Source organism: Sphingomonas sp. J344 (assembly GCF_024700005.1).
Taxonomy (GTDB): domain Bacteria; phylum Pseudomonadota; class Alphaproteobacteria; order Sphingomonadales; family Sphingomonadaceae; genus Sphingomonas.
In genome coordinates, this window is sequence record NZ_JAJONB010000001.1 from 1,201,138 (window position 1) to 1,223,859 (window position 22,722).

Here is a 22,722-nt window from a genome sequence, read left to right on the forward strand (position 1 = left end):
CTCATGGATCGCGACGCTCAGAATCGGTTGCGACCACTGGCGTTCCAGCGGCGAGCGCCTCCCGCACCACGCCGGGAACACCTTCGAACTCGGAGGTGAGCGCAACGACGTCGGCGCGCGCGATTGCGGGGAGCGGGTCGGGGACATGGCCGGGCATCGACACGCGATCCGAAAGGCCGAGCCGCTCGACAAGTCGTTCGAGTTGCGCGCGCTCCTCGCCCTCGCCAAGCAGCACGAGCTTGACCTCGGCATCGTGGAGGCGCGGCACCGCTGCGATCAGTCGCTCCCAGCGCTTTTGGGGCGCGAGTCGGCCCACGCCGAGGATGAAGCGCCCCTCGGGGATCGGCGGCAGTACCGCATTGGGAATTGGCAGCGCCGGAGGATTGGCAATGACCGCCAGTCGCCCCGGCGGCAGGCCCATTGTGCGCGCGGCCTCCTCCGCCATCGCCGGGGTCATCGCGACGACCGCGTCGAGAAACGAAGGGTGCATGCGCAGCCAAGCGCGGTAGGCAACACCGGCACCGCGCGGCAGATCGGGACGGACCAGCGCGTTCGAGACCTTGCCGACGATCGGGGGGCACGCGCCGCGCAGCCGCCGCCGCAACCACCAGGCCGCGCCGGTGTAGTGGTTGCCAGGGCAGAAGACGATGTCGGGACGGAGCGCGCGGACGATATCCGGAAGGGCGAACAATGCCCGATAGGCGGTGTTGCCCAGCGAATGCACCGCCACTCCGTCGGGAAGCTCATGCGCCAGCGCCCCGCCTGGCTCACCAATCACGAGCGTCACCCGCCGTCCGGCGCGGGCCCAACCGTCGGCCATGCGCAGCAGCGCGCGCTCGACTCCCCCGCCCTTCAGCGTCTGGGCGAAGCTCAATATGTGGGCGGCGGGGTCACGGAAATCTGCCATGGGCTTGTAGCTTGCCCTGCTAAAGCCCAAATCGCCCCGCGAAGAAACCGCAATCTGTCGTCAACGGGCAAGGCTGTGGAGCTTTGTCGGGTCGCGACGTGACGATATGCGACCGCAATGTTCCCGGAGAGGGCGTCCTATTTGGCCGATGTTGAACCGCCGGGAGCGCAAGGCTCGATGAACACGACTGTCGCCGATCCCGCACCGCTTCCCGGTGCCGAAGATCTTGCCGCGCTGGAGCCGATCCAGAAGATTCGGCGTCGCTGGCCGATGCTGCTGGGCGCGGCGGTATCGCTGCTCATGGTCGCCGGTCTGGCCAAGGAACTGCTCGACAAGGGACTTGCCGGACTCTCACAGACCGCGCCAGACAGCTGGGTCTTCTACATTTTCTTCACGCTCTTCTACCTCGGCCCGCCGACCTTCGATTATCTGATCTTCCGGCGGCTATGGGCGATCCCGCCCAGCGGGATGATCGCGCTGCACCGCAAGCGCATCGCGAACGAAGTCGTGCTCGGCTATTCAGGCGAAGCCTATTTCTATGCCTGGGCACGACAGCGGACGCGAATGGTCGCCGCACCGTTCGGCGCGGTCAAGGACGTCTCGATCCTTTCGGCGATTGCCGGCAACGGCATCACGCTGGCGATGCTGGTCGCCGCGCTTCCGCTCGCCACGAACCTGTTGACGCCGGCGCAGTACAACACCGCGCTGGCATCGATCGGTATCATCATCGCGATGTCGCTGCCGTTTCTGATCTTCTCCAAGCGGGTGTTTTCGCTTGAGCGCAGCATGTTGTGGTGGATCTTCGGCATGCATTCGGTCCGGATCCTGCTGGGATCGATTCTGGTCGCCCTTGCCTGGCATTTCGCGATGCCCGACGTCTCGCTGGGCATGTGGCTGATCCTGGCCGCCGCGCGCCTGCTGGTGTCACGCCTGCCCTTCGTCCCGAACAAGGATCTGCTGTTCGCCAATTTCGCGATCATTCTGATCGGCCAGGGCCAGGCGCTGTCGGAGCTGCTGGCATTCACCGCAGCGCTAACCTTGCTGGTCCATATGGCGTTGATCGCCGGCTTCGCGCTGCTCGGGCTGGCTACCAAGGAGAGCTGAGAATCGTGCGCCTGCTGATGTCCGCCGCCCTGATCGCCGCGTTCGGAGCCGCCCCCGCCGGGGCGCAGATCCTGATCGATGCCGATGCCGCGTGCAACGGCAGCAGCCCGTCGGTGCGTGTCGCCGTCACCGGCCTCAAGGACCGCACCGGCAGGTTCAAGCTGGAGCTGTATCCGGCCAACGAGGACGATTTCCTGAAAGACGACACCAAGCTGAAGAACGAGGGCAAGTTCTTCGCACGGATCTGGTCGACCCCGGCCCAGAACGGCGCGGTCAATCTGTGCATCCGCGCGCCGCGGCCCGGTCGGTATGCGCTGCTGTTTACCCATGACCGCGACGGCAAGAACAAGTTCAATTTCTGGCGCGACGGCGCCGGGTTCCCGAGCAACCGGAAGTTGGGGAGAAGTCGGCCGCAGCTGAGCGAAGCGGTCATCAACGTGGGTTCGGGCGGCACCAGTGTGACGATCCGCGCACAGTATCTGCGCGGTCTGTCCGGCTTTGCCCCATTGGCGGACTGAGACGCGCGCCATGCGGATCGTCGATATCAACGAATATTACTCGCCGACCGGTGGCGGGGTGCGGACCTATCTCGACCGCAAGATGCGGATCATGGCCGAGCTTGGTCATGAACTGATCGTCATAGCCCCGTTCCACGAGGATCGGGTCGAGGACCGCCCCGATGGCGGGCGCATCTACTGGGTCAAGTCGCCGTCGCTGATCGTCGACCGCAATTACTGGCTGTTCAACGATCCGGGCGCGGTCACCCGGCTGCTCGACGATCTCAAGCCTGATGTGGTCGAGAACAGCTCCCCTTGGCGCCCGGCCTGGTTCATCGGCGACTGGGCAGGCGATGCGCTCAAGGTGTTCTTTGCGCACAACGACAATATCGGTGCCTATGCCCAGCGCTGGCTGGAGGGGATCGCGACCATCGACCGGGTCGAGCGGATGTTCGGCTGGTACACCCGTTACATGGGCAGGTTCCTGGCAAAATACGATGCCTTCGTGACCAATGGCCCGGCATTGGCGAAGCGGTACCGCCGTCGCGGGCTCCACGTCGACGCCGCGATGCCGCTTGGGATCGACCGCAACCATTTCTCCCCCGATTTGCGCGACGAGGCGCTGCGTGCGTCGATGCTGGCGCAGCTAGACCTGCCACCCGAGGGGCATTTACTGATCGGGCTGGGGCGGCACCATAAGGAGAAGCGCTGGCCGTTGGTGATCGACGCGGTGCAGGCTGCCGGTGCCGATGTCCCGGTCGGCCTGATGCTGCTGGGGCAAGGGCCGCAGAGCGTCGCGCTGGAACGGCAGATCGCGGGCAACACGCATATCCGCCTGTTCCGCCCGGTTTATGACCGCGAACGGTTCAGCCGAATCATGGCGAGCGCCGATGCGCTGATTCACGGATCGGACCAGGAACCGTTCGGGCTGGTCGCGTGCGAGGCACTGGCGAGTGGATTGCCGCTGATCGTGCCCGACGATGGCGGGTGCGCCGAGGTCGCCGATCCGCTCTATGCCGAAACATACCGCGCGGGCGACGCACGCGCCTGCGCCGACGCGATCGGGCGAATGTTCGCGCGCGAGCCGGCGATCCTGCGTGCCGCGACGCGCCACGCCGCCGCACAGGTGCTGTCCGACCGGGATCACGCGATCGCGCTGGTCTCGCTCTATTCGGAACTGATCGCCGAACGCGCCGAGGGGCTGCCGCGGCGCCAGAGGGCGTAGCGTTCGTTGCCGAGCGGCATCACTGCAACGCGGGCATAGCCGGCCTCGACCCCCGTCAGCATTTGCGCGCGGATTTCGGACCGCTCGCCGCGATAGGGTTTGCGCATCACCACCCATTCCGGGCGCAGGGCCAGAATCCGGTCGATTTCCGCCGCCTGATCGACGCCGATCGCGCCGCGTTCGCGCGTGCGGCTGAGGTGGCTGGGAAATACCCAGGGCGTAACCGTGCACCTTCCTGTCATCGGGTAGAGTATCGTCGAGCCGGAATAGACGTGCAGGCAACCCGGCCCCGCGCCGATCGTCCGCGCTATGGCCGCGATCTCGCCCGGAGTGCCGCGCGTTGTGCGCTTGGCGATCAGCACCACCTGCCCGCCGACCAGCACGAGCGCGAGAATGGCCAGTGCGAAGCGGCGATGGTCGCCCCAGAAGCCAGCCGCGCAGATTGCCAGGGGAGGGATCAACGGCAGGGCGTAATGGTCGAAATAGGAACCAAAGGCGAGCAGCCCGGCGAGCGCCGCCGCCGCCCAGAGGAACAGAAAGCCGCGCACCGGCGTCCGCTCGCCCCGCCACCATGCGAGCCATGCCGAAGCAAGCAACGGTGAGAGAATGAGGACGATGATCGCGAGATTGGTGAGCTGCGCGGTCAGCGGATCGGGGTTGCGGTCGAGGATCGAGAGGAAGTTGGCATAAAGCCATGCTTCGCCCTGTCCGAGCGCGGCATAGGCCCCAAACGCAAGCGCGGTTGGAGCGAGCGCGACCGCCGCCCAGATGGCCCCGGTCGAGAAGACGCGGGGCAGCGTAGCGCCGCTGCGCGACAGACCCCACATCATCCACAGGCCAATGAACGCGCCCTCGAACACCGCCGAGTATTTGACCTGGAGCGCCAACCCCATCAACGCCATCGCGCCGAACCCGCGCAAGACCAGTCGCGATGGAATCGTCCCGTCCGCGCGCGGCGCGACTAGCGTGACCGCCGCGATCACCAGCAGATTGTAGAAGACGGGTGCCTGCCCGCCCTGCCCGTCGATCAGGTTCGGCCAGAACACGACCGCCGCACCCGCGAGCAGCGCGCCGCGAGACCACCCCGCGCGCTCCGCCAGCCGCATCGCCAGCGCCGCTGTCCCGACAAGCGCGATCAGCGCGAAGACCTGATAGGCCCAGATCCCCGCCGGATATCCCAGTGCGGCCGCCGGGGCATAGAGCAGGAACAGGCCAATCGGCTTGCGGTCCCAGATCTCGATGAAGGGCAGCGCGCCGTCGAGCATCGCCCGCGCGGTGACGAAGTAGAACTCCTCGTCGACATGCAGAATCGGGTTGCCGAAGGTGATCGCCCGCGCCGCCAGCGCGAGCGCGAGCAGGATCAGCCAACGCGGCGCATGGGCAATATTCACACGCGGTCCGGATAGATCGGGCGGATATCGACCGGAATCGCCCCCCATCGACGCGATCACGCGCTTTGCGGGGTCGTCGAGCACCGCCCATTTCGCCATGAACGCCTTGGTCCCTGCGTAATCGCCATTGTGCTGAAGCACGATCATCTCGCGCAACAGGTCACGCAGAGCCGCCTCGAACTTCGCATCGTCGATGCGGTAGCGGCCAGACTGCTCGTCCCAGGCGAAGGCACCCTTCGCCTTCATATATCCATATTGCATAGCCGCACCGCGACCATGCGCCTCCTCGATCCCGAAGCGCATCGATCGGAAGGTCCCGGCGAGATAGGTGGCAAATAGCTGTGGCTTTTCCGCAGCCGGGATCTCGCCCTTGCCCATCATGAACAGGATATTCCACGCGCCCATGACATCGGCCTTCGCCTCTTCGAGCGCCGATGCCTGATCCTTGAGCGCCTCGCTGACCGTTGTTTTCGCGCCCCCGACGGTGATCGTCCCCGGCCCCAGACTGTGCGACAATTCGTGGAACAGCGTGCCGAGCTGCATATATTTCTTCACCACCAGCCTCGACTGGTCGGGAACCAGCACCAAAGGTGCCATCGGCGCGAGGATACGGTCATATTTCGCGCCGAGCACGTTCGACAGAATCACCTTCTTGGCGCCCTTCGCCTCACGCACCCGTTCGTCATTAGGCAGGTTGAAGGCGATGGTCTGGACGCCGGGGACGTTGTCGCCCCCACCACGCACCTGCTCCGCCACCGCGATCGGCGATTCGAAGCCGCGCTGGAAGTTCTTGAGCCACTCCTCGACCGGGAGGTTCGCCTCCATGTCGCGCAGATACCGCTTGTACTTGTCGAGCGCGGCGGACTCCTTGGGATCCTTCAGCGTGACGAAGCTTTCGAACGCGGTTTTCTGGCCGTGGAGCCGGTCTGTATAGACTTCATACGGCCCGATCGCGACTTCGATCGGAGTGTCCTTGAGGTCCATCCACGCCAGTTCCGACTCATAATAATCGTCGGTCAGGAATGCCCTTGCGCGCAGCGTCAGGAACTTCTTCAGGCTGGGATTGGTGGTGATTGCCGCCGCCTGTTCGAGCAGCGCGGCTGCCTTGGTCAGCTCCGGCTTGTAGGCGACCGAATAGGGGATCGCCTTGAGCTTCGTCCCGTCACGCACCACCACGGTGTAAGGGCTGGTCAGCGCCGCCTTTTCCCCTGGATTCGCGGCGAGATAGGCGTCGAATGCCTCGCGCGTCAGATCGGTCGGATAGAAGCCCGCACCTTCGGGCATCGCGCCCGTTCCCCAGAAGGCCCGCTTTTCGGCGAGTTCGTCCCACGGACCGAAGTATCGGTCATACATTTCGAGCTTCAAGGCATCGCCCTCTTTGGCGATCGCAGCGCGTGTGTCACGCCAGTTGGGGTCACGCTGGGCACGGTAGATGTCGGACATGATGTTCGACGCCTCGATCAGCAGATTGACCACCCGCCGCTCTTCTTCGGTAAGGAAGCTGGTATCGGGCTTCATCTCGATTACGGCGAGCTTCGCCTTCTGCCCGGCAAGGTCATAGCCCGCGTCCTGCGCGACACTCTGGTTGCCGTCGGGCGCGCCGCCACAGGCGGTGGTTGCGAGAAGCAGGGCGGCGAGGGCGATCTTGCGCATCAACTTACTCCGGATAGCTTCAATGTGGCCAACGCCACGATAGCGCGCAGCCGCAATGTCATGGTGTGATTGTTCACCCTTCCAGGCTCTTGCTCACCTGTTCGGTCATGTCCTTGCTCAGCCCGGGCTGGGCAAGAATGCGTTCCAGCTCCGCGCGCATCCTGGTCGCGCGCGCAGCGTCGAAGCGGCGCCAGCGGCCGAGCGGCGGGACCAGCTTGGCGGCGGTCTGGGGGTTAAGCCTGTCGAGCGCGATCAACTGGTCCGCGACAAAGCGATAGCCTTCGCCATCGGCACCGTGGAATGCGCGCTGGTTGACTGCGAACGCGCCGACCAGCGCGCGGGCGCGGTTGGGGTTGGCGAGCGTAAAGTCGGGGTGCCGCGACAGTTCCTGCACCGCGGCCAGCGTATCCGGACGGGTCGACAGCGCCTGGGTCTGGAACCATTTGTCGAGCACGAGGCCATTGTCGCGATAGCGCTGGTAGAAGATGTCGAGCGCCGCGATGCGCCGCGCATCGGCCGTTTCGGAGGCGAGATTGGCCAGCGTCATCAGCCCGCCCTGGCGATCGGTCATATTGTCGGCTGTTTCGAACTGGGCGAATGCCAGTTCCGGGCCGTCTGCGGCACCGCTGGCATTGATATATCCAAGCGCTACCGACTTGATCCGCCGCGCCCCCCTTCCCCGCAGGGGAATATTCGAAGCGGTTGGCGCGTTCGCCTTCGTAGATCGCGCGCCATTGCTGCTCGAGCGCACGACCGAGATCGCGGCGCAACGCCTCGCGCTTCTGGAAGATCAGTTCGGGATCGACCACGGCGAGCTGGTCGCCGATAAAGCTGTCCGACGGGAGCAGCACCGCTTCGGCGACAAAGGCGCGGTCGAGCGCGGGATCGGAAAGGGTGTTTGCCACCGCCTCGATCACCGGACCGTGATCGACATGTCCGCGGGTCACTGCACCGACCAATGTATCGAGCATCAACTGCTGCATCGCCTCGTACCGCGCGAAGGGGTCGTCATCATGCGCCGAGAGGAAGGCGAGATCGGAAGCGCTGCGGTTGGTGTTGACGATGACGGGAGCCGAGAAGCCGCGATTGACCGAAAGTACCGGACGCTCCGTCACCCCGTCGAATGTGATCACCGTCTGAGGATCGCCGAGCAGCACCAGTCGCTCATCGGCCAGCGGTGCGGCGGTCTCGGCACCGAACAGCTTGATCTTCAGCGGAAGCAGCATCGGCTCCTTGACCGGCTGGCCTGGAGTCGGTGGCAGGCTCTGGCGCAGTGTCAGCGTCGCGCGCGCGCCGTCCACCTCATGCTCCAGCGTCGCGGAGACGCGCGGGGTTCCTGCCTGCGCGTACCACAGGCGGAACTGGGCAAGGTCGACCCCACTCGCTTCTTCCATGCACGCGACGAAATCCTCGCACGTCGCCGCCGTCCCGTCGAAGCGGTCGAAATACAGGTCGCTGCCCGCGCGAAATTTCTGCGGACCCAGAATCGTGGCGATCATGCGGATCACCTCGGCACCCTTGTTGTAAATCGTCGCGGTGTAGAAGTTGCTGATCTCGATATAGTCGTCGGGTCGCACGGGATGGGCGAGCGGGCCGGCATCCTCGGGGAATTGCGCGGCGCGCAGGCCGCGGACATCCTCGATGCGCTTGACCGCAGCCGAGCCCTGATCGGCAGAGAAACACTGGTCGCGATAGACGGTGAAGCCTTCCTTGAGGCTCAGCTGGAACCAGTCGCGACAGGTGACGCGGTTGCCCGACCAGTTGTGAAAATATTCGTGTGCGACCACTGCGGCGACCGCGTCATAGTCGTAATCGGTCGCGGTATCGGGGTCGGCGAGGATGTAGCGGCTGTTGAAGATGTTCAGCCCCTTATTCTCCATCGCGCCGAAGTTGAAATCGTCGACGGCGACGATGTTGAACACGTCGAGATCGTACTCGCGGCCATAGACGCGCTCGTCCCACGCCATGCTGAGCTTGAGCGCGTGAAGCGCATGGTCGGTCTTCGCCAGATCCTGTTCGCGCACCCAGATGGCGAGCTGGACCTCGCGCCCGCTCGCGGTGGTGAAGCTGCCGCGATTGGCGGCAAGGTCACCCGCGACCAATGCGAACAGGTAGCAGGGCTTGGGGAAGGGATCGTGCCATTCGGCCCAATGCTTGCCATCTCCGGCATCGCCCGACGCAATCGGATCGCCATTGGCGAGAAGCACCGGATAGCGCGCCCTGTCCGCCGTCATCTTCACCCGATAGCGCGACAGCACATCGGGGCGGTCGGGGAAGAAGGTGATGCGGCGGAACCCCTCCGCCTCGCACTGGGTGCAGAGGTTACCGCCCGAGGCGTAGAGGCCCATCAGCTGGCTGTTGCGCTCGGGCACGATCTCGACCTGCGTCTCGATCTCGTGCGCATCGCCGGGCAGGTCGATCACCAGCGTCGGGCCGTCCATGCGCCACTGGGTCTCCGCGCCATCGACCCGCACTGCAAGCGCGGTCAGCGCGTCACCGTCGAGGCGCAACGGACGATTATGCACGCCATTGCGCGTCACCGAAAGCGTTGCGCGCACGCGGGTGCAGCCGGGGGCGAGGTCGAAATCGAGCGCGATGTCGGGCACCAGCCAGTCGGGCGTGGCATAGTCTTCGCGCCGGATCACGCGGGGTTGGACGGTGGGTGTGGCGTCGAGAACGTCGATCATGTTTTGGCCTTTACGCGCGGGCGCGGGGGACAGCACGCGAAATTCGATTGCGGTGTATCGTCGGAATGCTACGCCTCAACCCATTCTTTGGTTCAATGGGAAGTACGAAGCCTTGATCAAATCCCGTCTGCTGCGCTCGACGATCGCATTCACGCTGATCACACTGTCCCCCACCGTGCTGGCGCAGGATGCCAAGGCTCCTGCTGGCCCCAGCGCCGAGGACAATGCGCGCGTCAACGCGCCGCTGCCCCCGCCGAAGCGGCGATGAAGGCGCATGTCATGTTCCTCGCGTCCGATGCGATGAAGGGCCGTGACGCCGGGTCGCCCGAGTACGACATCGCCGCGCAATATGTCGCCGCGCAATATTATGCGGCGGGGCTGCGCCCTGCGGGGGATAACGGCAGCTACCTCCAGTCGGTGCCGCTGCTGAGCTTCCGTCCCGCTGACAAGGGAACGCTGACCGTGACGCGCGGCGGGACGCCGGTGACGCTGGAGTTCGGCAAGGACTATATCCCCGGTGGCGACCCCGAGCGACTGAGCACGGTGATCGACGCAGGCGTGGTGTTCGCGGGCTATGGCATCGTCGCCCCGCACCTCAAGCGCGACGATTACAAGGGCGTCGACGCGAAGGGGAAGATCGTCGCGATCCTGTCCGGCGCGCCGGGCGGCTTCGACGGCGAGGAGCGCGCGCATTTCGGCAGCAACGCCAACAAGGCGGTGATCGCGGCAAAGCTGGGTGCTGCGGGCGTCATCGTAATCGAGACGCCGGGGTCGCGCCGCCCCTTCGCGCAGCTCGCCGACCATTGGCAGGAATGGCGGATGACCTGGGCCGATGCCAAGGGTAACGGCCATCTCCCGGCCAAGGGCACGCCGTCGCTCGCCGTGATCAGCATCGCGGGTGCGGCAAAGCTGTTCGGCGACGACAAGGGCTGGGCCGCCGCGATCAAGGCGGTCGAGGCGAACAAGCCGCAGCTCAAGGCGTTCGCCGCGCGCGCGACGCTCGCCGCCGCGCTCAAGACCGAGCGCAAGATGGTGATGAGCAGCAACGTCGCCGGGATCATTCCGGGCAGCGACCCGGCGCTGAAGGACGAAGTCGTCGTCCTCTCCGCGCATCTCGACCATGTCGGCGTCGGCCGCGCCGATGCGAAGGGCGACACGATTTACAATGGCGCGATGGACAATGCGATGGGCATCGCGTCGCTGATCGAGGAGGCCAAGCGCTTCCGCGATTCGGGCAAGGCGCCGCGCCGCTCGGTCATGTTCCTGGCGGTCACCGCCGAGGAAAAGGGGCTGATCGGTGCCGATTATTTTGCGCACAACCCGACCGTGCCGAAGGACAAGATTGTCGCGAACGTCAATCTCGACATGCCGGTGATCACCTACAAGTTCGAGGACATGATCGCGTTCGGTGCGGCGCGTTCGACGCTGGGCGAGACCGTCGCGCGCGCCACCGCGAGCGTCGGGGTCGGCGTGGGCACCGATCCAATGCCCGAACAGGGCTTCTTCGTGCGGTCCGACCATTATCGCTTCGTCCAGCAGGGCGTGCCGTCGGTCTTCCTGTGGCCGGGCATGGCGGGCGTCGGCAAGGAGGCTTTCGAACGCTTTCTGACGAACCGCTATCACAAGCCGTCGGACGAGATTACCAATCCCGAAATCATGTGGGATCAGGGCGTCCGCTTCATCGAGGCGAATTACGTGATCGCGCGCGAGATCGCCGACGCCGACCAGCGCCCGGCGTGGAAAAAGGGCGATTTCTTCGGCACGCTGTACAACGGATATGGCGCGAAGTGAGCTGAACCGGATCGGGGAGGCGTGATGCGCCTCCTCGTCTTCGGCCTTGGCTATAGCGCGCGGCACATCACCGCGTTGCTACCCGCCGCGCGGATCGTCGCGACGGGCAGCGCCGGAAACCTCCCCTTCGACGACCGCGACCGGGTGCGGTTCGAGATTGCGCAGGCAACGCATATCCTGTCTTCGGTCCCGCCAGGGGAGACTGATCCGGTGCTGGCAGCCTATGGCGCGGCGCTGGCAGGGAGTTCGGCATGGCTCGGCTATCTCTCCTCCACCGGCGTTTATGGCGACACGCAGGGCGCATGGGTGGACGAAAGCGCGCCGACCGGCACCGGGCGGCGCACTGCGCGCCCGCGGCGGATGCCGAATGGCTGGCGCTCGAGGCGCGGGTGTTCCGTCTGCCCGGCATCTACGGGCCGGGCCGCTCACCGCTCGACCGGATCGTAGCGGGCGAGGCGCGGCGTATCGACGTGCCGGGGCAGGTGTTCAGCCGCATCCATGTCGCAGATCTTGCTGCGGGGATCATTGCCGGGTTCGATGCGCCGCCGGGGGCGTACAACCTCGCCGATGACGCACCCGCGCCGCAGTCCGACGTCATCGCATTCGGCTGCAGATTGCTGGGGCTGCCGGTGCCGCCGCTCGTCCCTTTGCAGGAAGCGAACCTTTCACCCCAGGCGCGCGCCTTTTATGCCGAGAATCGCAGGATCGCGAACGGTAAGGCGAAGCGGGTGCTGAGCTGGCGGCCGCGCTATCCCGATTACCGCGCGGGCCTGCGCGCCTTGAGCGCGACGACCAGCCCGACCCCCGCGAGCGCTGCGCCCGCCGCCGCAAGCAGCGACCAACGATAGCCCTCGAACAGGGTCGACAGCAGCATCGCGATCACCGGGATCAGCACGCTGGAATAGGCCGCCTTGGCCGGGCCGATGACGCGGATGATCCCGAAATAGAGCGGGAAGGCGACCGCCGACGCGACCACGCCGAGGTAGAGCACGCCGGCGATGTAGGTCGCGGTCCATTCGAACACCGGGGGGCCGGTGGTGAGCCAGGCGAAGGCCCCGTCCATCGTCGCTCCGAGCAGCATCGCCCAGGCGATCATCGTTGCCATCGGATACGCCTTCGACGTCTCGGTCGCCTGCATGATGTTGGCAACCGAAGCGCACATCACACCCAGCAGCGTGATGCCGATGCCGTAATAGACCTCGCCGCTTGCCGACGGGTCACGGCGGATCTCGTGGACAAACAACAGCGCGACCCCCCGCCATCGCGACCACCGATCCGACCAGCAGCTGTCGCCCCATGCGCTGGCCCAGGAAGATGCGCGAGAGGATCGCGTTCGGCACGAGCAGCAGGGCAAAGACCACGGCGACAAGGCCTGAGGTCACATGCATCTCCGCCCGATAGACGAAGTTGAAGTTGAGCACGAACTGCATCAGACCAAGCAAAGCGGCGAACCCCATGCCGCGCGCATCGAGCCACAAGGGCTGGCGCGACCAGGCAGCCCAGGCCAGCATCGCGAGCCCGCCGACCAGGAAGCGATAGGTGACCGACCAGGTCGGCGGCACCACGCCAAGTTGGCCGGTGATGACCAGCCAGGTCGATCCCCAGATCAGAGTGACGATCCCGAACGGAATCAGCACCGCGAGCTTGGTAGAATTGGGCCTCGGGGCCGCTGGTGCGCCCTCGCTCACAGCGCGGCGAGAGCGTCGGCGAGCGGTGCGACCGCTGCCGCGTCCTGATCCCAAGCGACGACGAAGCGCGCCTCACCCGGTCCCCAATCGTAGAAATCAAAGCCCTGCGCGCGCAGCGACGCCGCCTCGTCTGCGGTCAGGCGCACGAACACGGCGTTGGATTCGATCGGATGGACCAGCCGGTGCGGCGCGGCCTGACCCAGCAGCGCCGCACCAGCATTGGCGGCGCGTGCGTTGCGCAGCCACACATCATCGTCGAGCATCGCGAGAAGCTGCGCGGCGAGAAAGCGGCCCTTGGACTGGAGATGCCCGGCGCGCTTGCGGCGCACCTTGCACGCTTCGGCCAGATCAGGGCGGAAGAACATCAGTGCCTCCGCACCCATCCCGCCATTCTTGATGAAGCCGAAACTCAGCGCATCCACCCCGGCGCGCCAGGTGATATCGGCAGGGTGGCAGCCGAGATGCGCGAGTGCATTGGCGAACCGCGCGCCATCCATGTGGAAGCCCAGGCCCCGCGACCGGGCGATGTCGCCGATCGCCGCGACCTCGTCGGGCGTATAGGCCAACCCGTACTCGGTGGCGTTGGTGATCGAGATCGCATGCGGCTGGACCCAGTGCACCCCCGGCTTGACTGCATCGAGCACCGCGTTGACCGCATCGGGGCTCAGCTTCGCGCCCGGCCCCTCGCCCAGCATCAGCTTGGCGCCATGGGTGAAGAATTCGGGCGCGCCGGCCTCGTCCATCTGGATATGCGCCTCGCGGTGGCACACCACCCCGCCATAAGGCGGGCAGAGCGAGGCGAGCGCGAGGGAGTTGGCGGCGGTGCCGGTCGGCAGCCACAGCACCGCGACCGGTGTTTCGAACAACGCCGAAAAGCGGGCGTCGAGCGCCGCGCTCCAGCGGTCGCCGTCATAGGCGGTGTCCTGCACATTCGCGGCGGTCAGCGCCGCGATGACTTCGGGACAGGCGGGGGCGGCGTTGTCGGAGAAGAAGCGCATGGCGGCCCAGATGCGCCGCCACGCGACTCCGGTCAATCAGCCGTTGATGATCGTCCCGCCATTGGGGTGGAGCACCTGTCCCGACATGTAACTCGCGTCCTCGCAGGCAAGGAAGAGGAAGGCGGGGGCTACCTCATTGGGCTGGCCCGGGCGACCCATCGGAGTGTTTTCCCCGAACGTCTCGAGCTTTTCGGGCGATGCGCCGCCGCAGGGGTTGAGCGGGGTCCAGATCGGGCCGGGCGCGACAGCGTTCACGCGGATGCCCTGTTCGATCAGATTTTCGGACAGCGAGCGGGTGAAGGCGGTGATCGCCCCCTTGGTGCTCGAATAGTCGAGCAGCTCGGCCGACCCCTGATACATGGTCACAGATGTACAATTTACGATCGCGGCACCTTCCCCCATGTGTGGCAATGCTGCCTGCACAAGGTAGAACATGCCGAAGATGTTGGTCTGAAACGTGCGGAGCAATTGCTCTTCGGTAATGTCCCGAATGTCCTTGTCGGGGTGCTGTTCGCCGGCATTGTTGATGAGGACATCAATCCGTCCGAAGGCGTCGATCGTCTGCGCGACTGCGCGGTCGCACATCTTTTTCGACCCGACATCGGCCTTGATCAGGATCGCGCGGCGGCCCTCCGCCTCTACGATGCGCTTGGTTTCCTCGGCATCGGCATCTTCGAGCAGATAGAGGATCGCGATATCCGCTCCTTCGCGCGCGAACAGGGCGGCGACCGCTCGACCGATGCCGCTGTCCGCGCCGGTGATCAGCGCGACCTTGCCGTCCAGCCGACCTGATCCGGGATAGCGCGGCTGCCATTCGGGTTTGGGGTCCAGCGTCCGCTCCTCGCCGGGCAGCGCGTCTTCATGGATCATTTCGGCGGTGTCGGTCATGGCTCGCTCCGGTCATCCCCCGCCAGCCTAACAACCGAAGCGGGACCCGGGAGTTCCGGCAACCAGTCGCGCGGACGCTCGTTTCACCTGCGCGATGGCGCACTCCACCTATCCTGACGGGATCGACCCCGCACATGCCGAGCCGCGCGGAGGGGCCTGGAGGCGCTGGATCGCGGTCCTCCTGCTCGCCGCGATCATGCTGGCCGCGCTGCTCGGCGCATTTGGCGGGGGCAAGGCACGGCCGGTGATCGTCGAGAGTGGCGCCGCGCGGCTCGAAATCCGCACGCCGCGCGTGATCCGCAATGGCGAGTTTTTCGAGACCCATATCCGCGTGACCGCGCGCGCGCCGGTAGCGAAAGCGGTTGTCGCGATCGATGCCGGGCTGTGGCGCGACATGACGATCAACACGATGATCCCCGCTGCGGGCGAGGAATCGTTCAAGGATGGCGCGTTCGAATTCGACTTTGGCCCGCTCAAGGCCGGCGAGACGCTGGCCATCAAGATCGACGGCCAGATCAACCCGCCGCTGTTAGCCGGCACGCGCGGGCGGATCGCGCTGTTCGATGGCGAGCGTGAACTGGCGACGGTCCCGCTCGCGATCACGGTGCTGCCCTGATGGATATCGTGATCCGCGCCACGGTGATGTTCGCCATATTGTTCGGGCTGCTGCGCCTGATGGGCAAGCGCGAGCTGGGGCAGATGACGCCGTTCGAGCTGGTGCTGCTGGTGGTGCTGGGCGACCTGATCCAGCAGGGGATCACGCACAATGACTTCAGCCTGACCGGGGCGACGCTGGCGATCGCGACCTTCGCCTTCTGGGCGAGCGTGCTGGGCTGGGTGAGCTATCGCTGGCCGCGCGCGGAGCGGGCGATCGAGGGCGAGCCACGCGTGCTGATCCGCGATGGCGCGTGGATCGAGGCGAATATGAGACGCGACCGGCTGACGCGGCGCGAGCTGGAATCGGAGATGCGGCTGGCGGGGATCGGCGCGGTCCGCGATGTCGCCTGGGCGATCCTGGAGCCCGAAGGGCGGATCAGCTTCATCAAGCGTGGGGACGGCGAGCCCGCAAAGGCAGAGAATGCGCGGCCCGCATGAAGCGGGGGCGCACCCCGCCGGTCAGGCGATGAAACCTGCCGACTGGGGTGCGATGGTGGTGGCGACCATGGCGGCGGTGAGGCCGAGCGAGATGAGCGCAACGCAAAGCTGACGAACCATTTTCTTATCTCCCTGTCTGGATGCGGCTGATCAGGCGACCGGGCCGAGGCTGACGGTGTTGGCGACCATCATCAGGGTGAAGGCGGCAGCGCCGGCGAATGCGACGGCGGAGCGGGCGAAGGTTTCGAAACGAAGTGCCATATTGATATTTCCCTCTTTCATTCCCGCCGGACCGTTCCGTCGGGGATGCCAGATGGATTGCAGGGAGCGTGCCAACTCCCATAACATGTTGATTTTACGTGGTTTGGAATTTTGTTACTGCGTGAACTGGGAAAATTCACCGGCCTGGTTGGGAATTTTCACCAAGTGTCAGCCGCCGATGATGCGGTTGCGCCCGGTATTCTTGGCCTCATAGAGCTTGGCATCGGCGCGGTCGAAGCTGTCGACCAGCGACTCGCCGATATGCACGCGGGTGAGGCCTGCGGAGAAGGTGATCTCACCGATTGGCATGTCCGATTCGCGCAACCGGTAGCGTTTCGACGCGACCAGCGACCGCGCATTTTCCATGATGTCGCGCGCCTTGGCGATGCCGATGCCCGAGAACAGGATCGCGAACTCCTCACCGCCATGACGAGCGACGAGGTGGCCGACACAGACTTCGCTCAGAGCCTGCGCGATCGTGCGGAGCACGCGATCGCCCACGGCATGGCCGAACCGGTCGTTGACCGACTTGAAGTGATCGACGTCGCACACCGCGATGCACAGCCGCGCACCCGACGCCTGTTGCGCGCTGAACGCTTCCTCGAATGCGCGACGGTTGGGCAATTGGGTGAGCGCATCGCGACGGGCATTGTCGCGCGCTTCCTCCAGCGCGCTGCGCAATTCGGTCGCTTCGCGCGTCGCGCTTTCGAGCTGCGATTCGGCGCGGTGCACGCGCTCCAGCATCGTCGCAGTGATCCGCGAAACCTCTTCGAGCACGTCGCCTTGCGGCCCTTCGCTCGACCGGCGGATCGCATCGGCGCTGGCGGCGAGGTCGCGGCCAAAGCCCGCGGTCTCGGCGCGCATCGCCTGGACCATGTCCTGAAAACCCTCGACCTGCATCTGCGTCTTGGCGACTAGGCCGTCGACCTTTTCGCGCGCCTTGGCCGCGTTTGCAGGGGCTTCGCAGCCGAGCGATTCGATGTCACGCTGCGTAAGGCGCACGCCGCCCTCGGTCATATTCTCTACCGCGAGGGCAAGCGGACCGCCGGGATCGTGAAGCAGGTGCCAGGCAAAGGCAAAGTTCGCGGGACTCGGTTCGAGCCGCTGATCGAACAGAAATGTGCCGATGCGCTCGTACAGTTGGCGGTCCGGATCAACGGCACCGTCTGCACGTGACGCCCTCGCCAGCCTCACCAACGCCTTCCTCCGGTCAGCCACCCGACGCGCACCATGCACGGCGGTCTGTTCGAGACCGGAGCTAATCCCGAAACTGCTAATATCCGGTGAAACGAGCTACCCGATTCGGCCTTTCAGCGCTTTTGCTTCGCACGCCAGTCACGCACTGCGGCGAGGGTGTTGCGGACATGAGCGGCGGGGTTCAGATCGCTGTGCGCGTAGATGATTTTTCCATTCGGTGCGATGACATAGCTGGTCCGGTTGGTAACGTCGCGGCCCTGAATCTGGCGCCCCAACGCGACGTCATAGCCGCGAATGACTTCGGGACTGGCGCTGGCGACCGCAAATTTTCCGGCGCAATCCTTCGCCGAAAAATCCCGCAACTTGTCCACCGGATCGGCTGACATGCCGATCACGACCGCCCCCGCAGCCTTGAAATCGTCGACCGCTGCGGCGAACGCCGCCGCCTCCGCGCTGCATCCCGGCGTGAACGCTGCGGGGAAGAAATAGAGGACGACGGCCCCCTTTTGGAGCTGGCGCGCGAGATGGACGGTGAAATCGCGCCCCGCGATCGCGCCCTTGGCCTTGAAATCAGGTGCCTTCGCCCCCGGCGCGAGTGCGGCGGTGGCCGGCATGGCAAGCGGAAGGATCAGGGCGGCAAGAGCGAGCTTCAGGCGCATGGGTCTCTCCTCGATCGGACGTCACCGGGTCAGCGCAATACCGATCCGGGCATGGGTATCGCGGCGGCGATGATCGTCCAGTGCTTCGCCATAGCCTGTAAAGCCCTGAGCGAAGAGATAGAAGCCGAGATCGTCATCGAGTCGCGCGAGCGGCCAGGATGCGAACAGCTCTGCCGCGCCACGCCCGCTATCGGGGCTGCCGCGCAATGTGAGCGCGAGCTTGAGGCTGTCGGGCTTGACCAGCGCCAAGCCGAGTGACCCGTTGCCCCAATAACGATCAAGATCGGGCGCCACTCCCTGTTTGCCGACATAGACCCAGGCTTGCGGCGTCACCTCCGCGCGCCAGCCATCGCCAAGATCGAACCGCTTGGTCGCGCGCAGGAAGATGCGGTTCGAATCGATCGAGGTCGCCGGCCCCTCGCCATTCGAATCATGCCGCCAGCCCAGTCCGATGGTCGCGGTCGGATCGACCGCGCGCTCGACATAGACTTCGGGCGAATAGGTGGTGTGTGTGAACGGACCGGACGGCAGGTCGAGCCGCCAGAACATCGTCTGGGTATAGGCGAAGCGCAGATGACTGAACGCCCCGTCGCCGCCGATCGGCTGGAATGCGAAGCTGACCTGTAGCTTGCCCCCCGAATCGCCGAAACCGAACGCACCATAAGTCGGCTCGTGCGGCGCGAAACGGTCGAGAAAGCCCGCAGCAGTGCCGGCAGATGCCTCGACCTCACGCTCAGCCGTATCGGTCACGGCACGCGCACGGGCAGGTGCGCCGTCGGCCCAGGCTGCGCCGACGCCGTCGGGCAAGGGTGCCCCGGGCAGCGGACGGGTCACGGGTCGCGCGGCATAGCCGGTCGGAACATAGCGCGCCTTGGCAAACCCGCCCGGCGCGATCGTCGTGGCGGGCGCAGGCAGGCGCTCGAGTACCAGGCGCGTGCCGTCTGCGGCGGTCACCTCGATGATCCGCGGCCCCTCTGCCGCGACGGGCGCGGCACCCTCGTTGATCAAAATGACCTCGACCCCGCGCAACGCACCGGCTTCGGACTCGGGCTGGGTCGGTACGGCGCGGACCTGCGCCGTGGCGGGGACCGCCAGCATCGCGGCGGCGACAAGGGTCAGGCTTCGCATCGCGCACCCGGATGCCAGCGGCCCGTGACGTTTGCGAGTCAGAATCGACTGCAAGGCGAGGCCCGCCGATGGTCCGGCAATGGCCCCGGGCCAGAATGCAGCTTCGGAAGATGGCGGAGACGGAGGAATACCATTGAGCCACTTAACATCTTGATAAATAATCATAAATCTGGCTAATGGGCTATACTGACCCACACTTTGCCCCACACTTAGCGCGAGAGCGTAGGAGCTAGTATGAGGCGTTCTGACCGCTTTGCGCCCCAATAGCCATTGTCCAGCGTCGGATCTGCGAATCCCGAAAGCTGACGTCTGCCGGGTACACGCGGTGGCCAATGCGCCCCCCATCGTTCCGATTTCACGCCGCTACGGAAATTCTGATGATTTTTATGTCGAGGACGGCGGCCTCGCCATGGGCACGCGGCAAGGCCAGCTATTTCGCCCAAATCACCTTGAATTCGGCGCCTAGACCGTTGCAGCTGCGCCACGCGCTGGCAAGCAGTGTGTTGAGCTGATCGAGACGCAATCGATTGACGCCATCCTTGGCCGCCTCCGCCTTTGTCCGCGCGGTTTCAGTGACATGGGGCTGCACAATGATCACGCGACGAACATATTCGTCACCGAGACTCTCAATCGCAGCCACCAGTTCGTCTTTCGCGACTGGCTTACCATCCTTCCACCAATAGTTGGTTGCGCGCACCGCCTGCGAAAGCCCTCTGGCGAGCGCCTGCTTGTCGAGCCATTGCAGATTCTTGATCGCCTGACCGGTGACGACCTCATACGCGGCAACGGAGAGCCTGCGGCTGGCCTTGTCGCTGTTAGCGCCTTTCACATGGATGAGCGAAAGAACCGGCTTTGCGCCGCTGATGTCGAGATGGATGAAATCCGCCTTCTCATTTGCGCCATCGTCGCAAGCGAGCCATCCCTTATGGGTGTTTTGAACCCAGCAGAACAGGCTCTTCTCCGCACCGATCTTGGTCAGGTCTTTCGGCTTTTCCTGCTTTACCAGATAGCCCTTAAAATCCGTCGCCTCATATTGCGAGAAGGCGATACGAGGCATTCTCAAGGCGTATATCTGGCGGTCAGATACACTATGTCCGCTGTCGTAGCGGACGTTCACGCCGACACCGCGCCCGAGCAGTGCCTTGATCCGGTTGAACGCCTCGTCATTGACTCCCGCAGGCTTTGGATCGGTGGCCTTGAACTTAACCTTACCGTCGCGCGCGATGGCGACCTCAAGGGTCAGCGTCCCGATGGTCTCGCTATTGATCTCAACCGAGACGCTCAGGTTCGAGCCGTTTGCCGGTTCTGCGATCAGATTGGTGGCGATCACAAGCGCGGCGTCGGCATTGACCGCATCGGCGTCCTCGTCCCCATCCTCAAGCATGTCAGGTGGCAGGATCGAAAGATCATATCCTCCGGTGACCTTTGCCGGATCGAGCATTTCCATCGGGGTCGCAAGAAAGCGGAACGGCTCATCACTGCCCTGCTTCGCGGCGGCAACGGCATCGATCAGCAGCGCGGTCGACGCAGCAAACCCGTCGATCGACTTGGCCTTGCCGAGCCAGACCCGCGACGCCTTGGGTGATACGCCGACGGTGATCTCCAGCGCGGCGTTCCGCGAGCGCGCAGCCGACCAATAGAAGCTCTGGTCGTCAAAGGGGTCGAGGGAGTAATCGAGATCCTGGCCGGCCAGAATCTTGGCGTCGGCCTTGGTCGCGCTTCGCCGATGCACACCAGAAAGCCACAGTGTTCGGGCCTGGCCGTTCTGCAGAAAGGCCGCGGACATGATCGCGCGGGGTATCGGCGAGAGCCAAGTAAGGGGGGCGCCCGGATCGAGCTCGCCGATCAGCGCAGCGCGCAGCGGTCCCTTGACCTTAGGGTCGCTGATATGGAGCGCCAAATGCCCCTTGCGAACAAGCGCGATGACCAGATGGTGCTGCACATCGATGAAGCTCGCATCGTCGGTCCAAGCCGGCTTGAGCGTGCGTTTGTACCACATCGACTGTAATCGGACGCCGGCCGCTGCGCGGGCCCGGAGCCGCGTGAAATCGGACGTGGCAGGATGTTCCTCGGCAGCGCAAATGGCTTCGATGTCGGCGAGACAACGTTCCAGCTGATCAGCAACGGCAACGCCAGCCGCCTTGGCGAGCGTCAATGAAACAAAGGGCGTGAGCCACTCGTGAAAATCGACAACGCCGCCGCCAGCCTGAGCCAAATCGACCGCGTCAGCCATTTCCGGCTCCTCCGACAGGCATGATCAATCTCCGACTATCCGGCCATGCGCACGTGGCAGCGACGCGTCCCCGCATCGCGCAGGCAACGCCACCGCAGGATCGGTCGCCTGGGCCTGTCGATCGCTCGAATGGCAAGCAGATCATTGTTCTATCCCATATGAATCCGGAATATTTGGCGCCCAAAGTCCAAGTTCCGTTCGCCGCTGGATTACCGAGCTGTGAAGCAGCGCTCCCTGCGGAATGTGCCGCCGCTCGAAAAAAGGAAAGCTGATGCCGAACAGCGAGGGACGGGATGAACCCCCTGGCTTGCGGTGGGGAATGAATTCAAGGATCGACCAGCCAAAGGTCATGGTGTTGTGCGAGCGCCCCGTCCCCGTCGGCGCCGTATATTTGGCGCCCCGCGAGGACGCCAATACGACCGCGTTGATGCTCTGCTGACGAAACTTGAGGCCGCACAGTTTCGCGCGTTCGATCATCCATACGAGTGGCACCTTGCACAGGGCGCTCTCCGCCTCGGCATAGCCCCCGCCGACATCGCCATGCCCCCGGCAAACCAGAGTTCCTTCACATCCTGGGGCCTCGCTGCGGCGCTGTTGAAAGGATTGCCCCAATATTCCTGATTGGCCGGCCAGAGCTGCGGGCGGAACATCGTGCGCTTCTCGTCGATCGCGACCGCATGCGACACGGATTCGACGCTCTGATTCCGGCTGGTGAACGCGTGTGACTTTAACTGGGGACCATGCCGCCCGCTTTCGATCACCGAAGCGACGGTGTCGAACAATCCCAGCATTCGGATCGGCGGTCGATCTGGACCGAGTAGACGTTCGTAAAGCCGCACCTCGGCAAATGCCTTTTCCGCCTCCTGACCATCCTCGCCAATCGATTTGTAGGCGCGATAGACATAATCAAGCAGATTGAGGTTGCGTGGCTCGATCAACCCGACCGCATGGATAAACCCTGCCAGCACCCGCGCGGAATAGGCTCCGCGGCTGAAGCCGAAGATGAAAATCCGGTCGCGCTCGCCACCTTTGACGCCCTTGCGCTCGCCCTTGTCATAATTCTCAACGAGAAAGCGATATGCCTCCTTCACATTGTGATCGAGGCCCCATCCGGTCATCAGTCCCCAGACCTCGTGCGCCTTGCGCCAGAAGCGCGACCAGGCGCCTTCCGCACCGAACGTCCCGACGCCGGGATCATAGTAGACGAGCTGCTCGGCGTCCTTGGTGAGAACGCCATAGAGGCGGAGAATGTTGGTGCGATCGCACTCGATCTCGTTTGAGGTCCCGTCGAGCAGGATGACAATATTCTTGGGCACGGTG

Annotated in this window: 17 protein-coding genes and 3 pseudogenes; 8 read left to right on the forward strand and 12 right to left on the reverse strand. The window is 64.8% G+C overall.

Features of this window, described 5'->3' with window-relative positions; translation table 11 throughout:
* Window position 1: 1 nt before the first annotated feature.
* Complete coding sequence (locus tag LRS12_RS06120) at window positions 2-907, reverse strand: glycosyltransferase (protein WP_257843787.1); 906 nt, start codon at window positions 905-907, stop codon at window positions 2-4.
* A 177-nt stretch (window positions 908-1,084) separates the two neighbouring features.
* Between LRS12_RS06120 and LRS12_RS06125 the strand changes: the two genes are divergently transcribed.
* From LRS12_RS06125 to LRS12_RS06135, 3 genes are read left to right on the forward strand one after another with little or no spacing between them, the layout of a single operon-like run.
* Window positions 1,085-2,011 carry a hypothetical protein gene (locus LRS12_RS06125; protein ID WP_257843788.1) on the forward strand — a complete coding sequence of 309 codons (927 nt, stop codon included), beginning with the start codon at window positions 1,085-1,087 and terminating at the stop codon, window positions 2,009-2,011.
* A 17-nt stretch (window positions 2,012-2,028) separates the two neighbouring features.
* Entirely contained in the window at window positions 2,029-2,529 is a 501-nt protein-coding gene (locus LRS12_RS06130) for a DUF2141 domain-containing protein (protein ID WP_257845444.1), read from the forward strand.
* A 10-nt stretch (window positions 2,530-2,539) separates the two neighbouring features.
* Complete coding sequence (locus tag LRS12_RS06135; protein WP_257843789.1) at window positions 2,540-3,733, forward strand: glycosyltransferase; 1,194 nt, start codon at window positions 2,540-2,542, stop codon at window positions 3,731-3,733.
* Here the strand turns inward: LRS12_RS06135 and LRS12_RS06140 are convergent.
* Window positions 3,676-6,777 carry a hypothetical protein gene (locus LRS12_RS06140; protein WP_257843790.1) on the reverse strand — a complete coding sequence of 1,034 codons (3,102 nt, stop codon included), beginning with the start codon at window positions 6,775-6,777 and terminating at the stop codon, window positions 3,676-3,678. The two genes, LRS12_RS06135 and LRS12_RS06140, sit on opposite strands and share 58 nt — an antisense overlap.
* A 73-nt stretch (window positions 6,778-6,850) precedes the next feature.
* A pseudogene (gene pepN, locus LRS12_RS06145) lies at window positions 6,851-9,464 on the reverse strand (aminopeptidase N).
* A gap of 112 nt (window positions 9,465-9,576) precedes the next feature.
* Here pepN and LRS12_RS06150 point away from each other — a divergent pair.
* From LRS12_RS06150 to LRS12_RS06160, 3 genes and pseudogenes are all read left to right on the forward strand, one after another.
* Window positions 9,577-9,732 (forward strand): hypothetical protein, encoded by a 156-nt coding sequence (locus tag LRS12_RS06150; RefSeq protein ID WP_257843791.1) that lies wholly within the window; start codon window positions 9,577-9,579, stop codon window positions 9,730-9,732.
* Between the two features lie 11 nt (window positions 9,733-9,743).
* Complete coding sequence (locus LRS12_RS06155) at window positions 9,744-11,255, forward strand: M28 family metallopeptidase (RefSeq protein WP_257843792.1); 1,512 nt, start codon at window positions 9,744-9,746, stop codon at window positions 11,253-11,255.
* Window positions 11,256-11,279: 24 nt separating this feature from the next.
* Window positions 11,280-12,103 (forward strand): annotated as a pseudogene (locus tag LRS12_RS06160) (NAD(P)-dependent oxidoreductase).
* Here the strand turns inward: LRS12_RS06160 and LRS12_RS06165 are convergent.
* The 3 genes and pseudogenes from LRS12_RS06165 to LRS12_RS06175 form a co-directional block, all read right to left on the reverse strand.
* Window positions 12,013-12,943, reverse strand: a pseudogene (locus LRS12_RS06165) (DMT family transporter). The pseudogenes LRS12_RS06160 and LRS12_RS06165 sit on opposite strands and share 91 nt — an antisense overlap.
* The gene (locus tag LRS12_RS06170; RefSeq protein ID WP_257843793.1) at window positions 12,940-13,941 is read right to left on the reverse strand and encodes a low specificity L-threonine aldolase; all 1,002 of its coding nucleotides are present in this window, start codon (window positions 13,939-13,941) and stop codon (window positions 12,940-12,942) included. The pseudogene LRS12_RS06165 and the gene LRS12_RS06170 overlap by 4 nt, the downstream one beginning before the upstream one ends.
* 36 nt (window positions 13,942-13,977) lie before the next feature.
* Entirely contained in the window at window positions 13,978-14,829 is an 852-nt protein-coding gene (locus tag LRS12_RS06175; RefSeq protein WP_257843794.1) for an SDR family oxidoreductase, read from the reverse strand.
* Between the two features lie 94 nt (window positions 14,830-14,923).
* On the opposite strand from LRS12_RS06175, the gene LRS12_RS06180 reads away from it, so the two are divergent.
* Both LRS12_RS06180 and LRS12_RS06185 read left to right on the forward strand, forming a co-directional pair.
* Window positions 14,924-15,445, forward strand: a complete 522-nt coding sequence (locus LRS12_RS06180) for a hypothetical protein (RefSeq protein WP_257843795.1) — start codon at window positions 14,924-14,926, stop codon at window positions 15,443-15,445.
* On the forward strand, window positions 15,445-15,924 hold the full coding sequence (locus LRS12_RS06185; RefSeq protein ID WP_257843796.1) for a DUF421 domain-containing protein: 480 nt from the start codon (window positions 15,445-15,447) through the stop codon (window positions 15,922-15,924). Before LRS12_RS06180 ends, LRS12_RS06185 begins: the two co-directional genes overlap by 1 nt.
* Window positions 15,925-16,353: 429 nt before the next feature.
* Here LRS12_RS06185 and LRS12_RS06190 read toward each other — a convergent pair whose 3' ends face one another.
* The 6 genes from LRS12_RS06190 to LRS12_RS06215 form a co-directional block, all read right to left on the reverse strand.
* Window positions 16,354-17,379: a GGDEF domain-containing protein gene (locus LRS12_RS06190; protein WP_257843799.1), complete on the reverse strand. Its 1,026-nt coding sequence runs from the start codon at window positions 17,377-17,379 to the stop codon at window positions 16,354-16,356.
* Window positions 17,380-17,495: 116 nt separating this feature from the next.
* On the reverse strand, window positions 17,496-18,041 hold the full coding sequence (locus tag LRS12_RS06195) for a peroxiredoxin (protein ID WP_257843800.1): 546 nt from the start codon (window positions 18,039-18,041) through the stop codon (window positions 17,496-17,498).
* Window positions 18,042-18,062: 21 nt separating this feature from the next.
* Entirely contained in the window at window positions 18,063-19,169 is a 1,107-nt protein-coding gene (locus LRS12_RS06200; RefSeq protein WP_257843801.1) for a phospholipase A, read from the reverse strand.
* 430 nt (window positions 19,170-19,599) lie between these two features.
* The gene (locus LRS12_RS06205) at window positions 19,600-21,402 is read right to left on the reverse strand and encodes a hypothetical protein (protein WP_257843803.1); all 1,803 of its coding nucleotides are present in this window, start codon (window positions 21,400-21,402) and stop codon (window positions 19,600-19,602) included.
* A gap of 141 nt (window positions 21,403-21,543) precedes the next feature.
* A complete protein-coding gene (locus LRS12_RS06210; protein ID WP_257843805.1) occupies window positions 21,544-21,879 on the reverse strand; it encodes a hypothetical protein in 336 nt (111 codons plus the stop codon).
* Window positions 21,876-22,718 (reverse strand): DUF2235 domain-containing protein, encoded by an 843-nt coding sequence (locus tag LRS12_RS06215; protein WP_257843806.1) that lies wholly within the window; start codon window positions 22,716-22,718, stop codon window positions 21,876-21,878. The genes LRS12_RS06210 and LRS12_RS06215 overlap by 4 nt, the downstream gene beginning before the upstream one ends.
* Window positions 22,719-22,722 lie beyond the last annotated feature (4 nt).

Bases quoted from the DNA above. Each gene is read 5' to 3' on its own strand.
- LRS12_RS06120 (WP_257843787.1), bottom strand. From the start codon at position 907: ATGGCAGATTTCCGTGACCCCGCCGCCCACATATTGAGCTTCGCCCAG.
- LRS12_RS06125 (WP_257843788.1), top strand. From the start codon at position 1,085: ATGAACACGACTGTCGCCGATCCCGCACCGCTTCCCGGTGCCGAAGAT.
- LRS12_RS06130 (WP_257845444.1), top strand. From the start codon at position 2,029: ATGTCCGCCGCCCTGATCGCCGCGTTCGGAGCCGCCCCCGCCGGGGCG.
- LRS12_RS06135 (WP_257843789.1), top strand. From the start codon at position 2,540: ATGCGGATCGTCGATATCAACGAATATTACTCGCCGACCGGTGGCGGG.
- LRS12_RS06140 (WP_257843790.1), bottom strand. From the start codon at position 6,777: ATGCGCAAGATCGCCCTCGCCGCCCTGCTTCTCGCAACCACCGCCTGT.
- LRS12_RS06155 (WP_257843792.1), top strand. From the start codon at position 9,744: ATGTTCCTCGCGTCCGATGCGATGAAGGGCCGTGACGCCGGGTCGCCC.
- LRS12_RS06170 (WP_257843793.1), bottom strand. From the start codon at position 13,941: ATGCGCTTCTTCTCCGACAACGCCGCCCCCGCCTGTCCCGAAGTCATC.
- LRS12_RS06175 (WP_257843794.1), bottom strand. From the start codon at position 14,829: ATGACCGACACCGCCGAAATGATCCATGAAGACGCGCTGCCCGGCGAG.
- LRS12_RS06180 (WP_257843795.1), top strand. From the start codon at position 14,924: ATGGCGCACTCCACCTATCCTGACGGGATCGACCCCGCACATGCCGAG.
- LRS12_RS06185 (WP_257843796.1), top strand. From the start codon at position 15,445: ATGGATATCGTGATCCGCGCCACGGTGATGTTCGCCATATTGTTCGGG.
- LRS12_RS06195 (WP_257843800.1), bottom strand. From the start codon at position 18,041: ATGCGCCTGAAGCTCGCTCTTGCCGCCCTGATCCTTCCGCTTGCCATG.
- LRS12_RS06200 (WP_257843801.1), bottom strand. From the start codon at position 19,169: ATGCGAAGCCTGACCCTTGTCGCCGCCGCGATGCTGGCGGTCCCCGCC.
- LRS12_RS06205 (WP_257843803.1), bottom strand. From the start codon at position 21,402: ATGGCTGACGCGGTCGATTTGGCTCAGGCTGGCGGCGGCGTTGTCGAT.
- LRS12_RS06210 (WP_257843805.1), bottom strand. From the start codon at position 21,879: ATGATCGAACGCGCGAAACTGTGCGGCCTCAAGTTTCGTCAGCAGAGC.